Origin of the sequence: Staphylococcus ureilyticus, from assembly GCF_002902235.1 — a bacterium.
Taxonomy (GTDB): domain Bacteria; phylum Bacillota; class Bacilli; order Staphylococcales; family Staphylococcaceae; genus Staphylococcus; species Staphylococcus ureilyticus.
Genome location: NZ_PPRL01000150.1, coordinates 2,942 through 7,149, shown reverse-complemented (window position 1 = coordinate 7,149; position 4,208 = coordinate 2,942). Strand labels below are relative to the sequence as shown.

Annotated in this window: 3 protein-coding genes; 1 reads left to right on the top strand and 2 read right to left on the bottom strand. The window is 26.6% G+C overall.

Translation table 11 applies throughout. The features are described 5' to 3' along the window. Positions 1–243: 243 nt before the first annotated feature. Complete coding sequence (locus CD150_RS13825; RefSeq protein ID WP_240621238.1) at positions 244–1,833, top strand: SNIPE associated domain-containing protein; 1,590 nt, start codon at positions 244–246, stop codon at positions 1,831–1,833. A gap of 746 nt (positions 1,834–2,579) precedes the next feature. Here CD150_RS13825 and CD150_RS12395 read toward each other — a convergent pair. Together CD150_RS12395 and CD150_RS12385 are read right to left on the bottom strand one after the other, a co-directional pair. Beyond that, positions 2,580–2,858: a hypothetical protein gene (locus CD150_RS12395; protein ID WP_073341573.1), complete on the bottom strand. Its 279-nt coding sequence runs from the start codon at positions 2,856–2,858 to the stop codon at positions 2,580–2,582. Between the two features lie 801 nt (positions 2,859–3,659). Continuing rightward, positions 3,660–4,208, bottom strand: a 549-nt coding sequence (locus tag CD150_RS12385; RefSeq protein ID WP_103161640.1) for a DUF805 domain-containing protein, incomplete at its 5' end; no start/stop codon positions are given.

The following is a 4,208-nucleotide window of genomic DNA, read 5'->3' as shown; positions in this document are numbered from 1 at the left end:
CAAAAGAGTTTTATATGAAATAAGGAATGTGAAACACTATACTATTGAATTAGGTCATCCACATTAAAATTTAAATACACAAATTAAACAAATAGAAATTTAATTCAAAGAGAAAAACTTTAGATGATTGATATTTAAATCATAATTATATTTACCGAGCACAATGAAATAATGTATAATAAGAAAAAATAAATAATAGAGGTGTATTAATTGGGGTATTATAAAAATGACTATGAGTTATTTTTGAAAAAATTTAATAATGTGGATGATGTAATTTTGTCATCTAAGGGTACATTTAGATATAAAACAGTTGATAAAAATGGAAGTTATTTCTTAACTGAAACTGACATGTATTTTATTCGTGAAAAAGATGATTTTGCTTACAAAATTCCATTTACTGATATATCAATACATGAAAGAAAAAAGAAAAATTTAAAAGATGATTTATATTTGAATTATGGAGAAACATTAAGTACTAAAGTAACAATGTTTGATTCTGGTACATATGAAGCTGTAATTGTATTAATTAAAATAGCTAAACCTCTAGCAGATGAAAAAGCAAACATAGATAAACAAAGAAATGATATTAAAAAAGAGCAACGAAAGATTGAGTTGGAAAATCAAGAAAAAATAAAAGCAGAACTAGATAAAATTCATTCTCTTAAAGTGGAGACTGAAGCAGAAATACTTGAAAAAGAGAACAAAATTAGCGATTTAGATTATAAAATAAGATATAAACAAAAAGAACTAAATAAAATATTAAAACAATTAGATGATACGCAATTAGAAAATGACTTCAAAGATATATTTATTAGACATTTTGAAGAAAAAATTACATCATCTGAAATTAATGATAAGCTTAGTTTGTTAAATCTTGATGAAAAGGATTACATTAAAAACAATAATGCTGTATTGCATTATGGATATGAAGAGAGAAAATCTTATATTAATTCCCAAGTTAAACAAATACTACGTTCTTTTGATACTGAGTGTAACTATTTCTTCAGTAATCTTACTTTTAGAAATTATGAAACTTATCATAATAAAATAATTAAAGCATATGAAACACTTAATAGAATTTATAAAGTTGATGATGTAGAACTTACCAAAGAATATTTACAAATTAAGTTGGAAAAACTAAACCTAATCTATGAAAAAGAGAAGAAACTTGAACACGAGAGAGAAATACAAAAAGAAATTAAAGAACAAATGAAAGAAGAGGAACGTGTACGACGTGAGCTTGAGACTGAACGTAAAAAATTAGAAAAAGAAGAACGTCAATTTAGTAAAGAAGTTAATAGTTTATTTAAACGTTTGGAAAAATCTAATAACGATATTGAAAAAGAGTTGTATGCTGAAAAAATAAAACAACTTGAATCAAAATTACAGGCTCTTGAAGAAGATAAAAAAGATGTAATAAACCGTGAAACAAATACAAGAGCTGGCTATGTTTATGTTATATCTAATATTGGTTCATTTGGAGAAGATGTATTTAAAATTGGAATGACTAGAAGGTTGGAGCCCTATGATCGTGTTAAAGAATTAGGTGATGCTTCGGTACCATTTGGTTTTGATGTGCATGCTATGATATTTAGTGATGACGCTCCAAAATTAGAAAATACACTTCATAGACATTTTAGAGATAGAGAAATAAACAAAGTGAATCATAGAAAAGAATTCTTCAGAGTGAATATTGATGAAATTGAACATATAGTTAAAACGGAGCATAATAATACCGTTGAATTTACTAAAATTCCTCAAGCTGTACAATATTGGGAGAGTCAAAACTTAAGTAATAATGAAAAATTAATTGAAACAACAAATCTAAAATAATAGATAGGTTCGACATAATTACTAATAACGCTTTTTAGTTTTAAAAATTTACGAGATAATTAACGAAAGATAATTAAGCCCTAGTGTTTGTTTAAAAGAATGACTTGATGAAGTTGATGTAAGATTAACCTACGACTGTTAATCTTACATCAACTTATTGACTACTTTAATTGAGTAGTCTTTTTTATTAGAATGTATTTATAAATGATCGATATAATACATTACAAACCCTAATCTGATTTAATATTTTATTATTTGTCTCAGAATTACCATTAATTATTAAGTTCTTCACTTTTGATATATTACTTTTTAAATCATATGATTCACTTATTATGTTCTTAATATTTTCAACAGAGGCATCTATTGAATTTTTTTAGCCATGTTTAAACTTTAATTTAAATATATAGTCAGTATATTAGAATAAAATATTTTCCTGATAAGTAACTAATTCCATATATTTTTCCTCCTGTTATTAAAATAAGACTTATGTTCTGCTAATAATTCTTTTCTATCATTAAGGGTTACACCAGAAGTTAAACTTGTTGCTCTCATTACTATTTCTTAACCATATTTTAATTTCACTTTATTTAAGAAATAATCTATGATTTCAGCTTTTAATTGTTTTTTCTGGTTTGAATAATTCTAGTTGTTGTGTTGCATTGGTTCTAAAATTTGTAAAATTAACTCCTATAGTTCGAATTAATATATCATTTGCTACTTGTGAAACTATACATTGCCATAAACATCTATGATCTGAGTGGTACTTTTGAATTCATTTTTTCAGTAAATTGTTTTCTAATACCTCCACTTTCTGAGTGAAAAACTGAAACACTAATAGTTGTAGGGTAGAGGTCTGACATACGAGTTTTAAAATATACATCTTCTACTTGTTCAATTAACACAGCTTTAAGTTCATGTAATTCATAATCTCTCAAGAGAATTTGATTTTTATCTAAACCATTATGCTTAGTTAAATGAAGTTTGCTTATAATACTTTCAACAATACCATTTGCATGAAGTTGCAAGTATACACTAACTATACCAACCCCTTTTTTAGATATACATAAGGATAGATCGCTAAATCTCCAATTGTAAATATACCTCGCTTATTCAATTTTTTAGCTGTTTTAATATTTATGCCTGGAAATCTGTTGAACTATCAATTTGCCAAAGTTTATTAGGTACGTATTGGTAACGCCATTCTACAATTCCGTTTTTGGTATGCTTACCCTCAATATACATTGAGATTTTAATAATAAGATATTATCTCCGATGTAGATTGTACTTTTAATTAAAGTTTGATTATATATGCCGGCTTGTTTAATGTTTGCGAGTTCATAAGGAGTTGATGCAAACAATTGATAACTATGTGTGATGTTACATATTTCATTAATATATGAGATAATCTAGTTGATACATTCAAGTATTTACGCATTTTGGGATTAGTGATATAAATGTCTGAACGGTTAGGTATTTCAAATAGTCTTGAACCTGTTCTGATGCATAATTTTTTTAATGGTGGAGTAACAACTAAAACAACGCATCCCCTGTGTATCGCCCACAACAGCAAGTTTTGTATAATCCCTTCATAATCCAAGATACACTTACAAAAAAGCTTTTTAAATCTATGCATAATACAACTCTTTTATTACATAAATTATAATCATACATAACAGTAACATCGTGCATTATAGTAGAACTTGAGTTCACTTTTTGCCAAGTATATTTTTAAAGAAGTCAATATAAAATAAGAATTTAACTAATGAGTTTTAATCGATAATATCAAGTAATATAAAAAGACCTAGATATTTTCTAGGTCTTTTAACTTAGTTAACTCTTGTTCGGTTTTTATTAGAACTACTAGGTTGACAAGCGAAAACTAAAAACACTATAAAGAATATAAAGATTATACTTTGCAACACAGTACTAACATAATATCCAACCATGATAGGTTGGAAAAGCCATTGTAAAGCAAAAGGAATTACTCCCCAATAAATAGACCTGTTAACGTCTCTCATTCTTCTAGCGCTTGCTGATAATAACTGTAAATATAATACACCTAATAATAATTGTTCTAAAACTGTTTCATCAGCGTATAAAACCATTAAAAACAAATGTAAAATTACGATTGATATTACATTAAATAAGTAAAACCACCAAAATCCTCTTCTTGATGTTACCCCCTGATAATCAAATATATGTTTCCAACTATCGATGTATAATTCCCAAGGGTTTTTTTGTATTGATGAGGAATAAGTAATTGAATTTTCATGTCTTTGAAAGCTAGTATGGCTTTGCTGGTACTCATTTGAATAAGATAATCCTACCTTGCTTCCACAATTAGGACAAAATTTAGAATTACTATCTAACTTAGT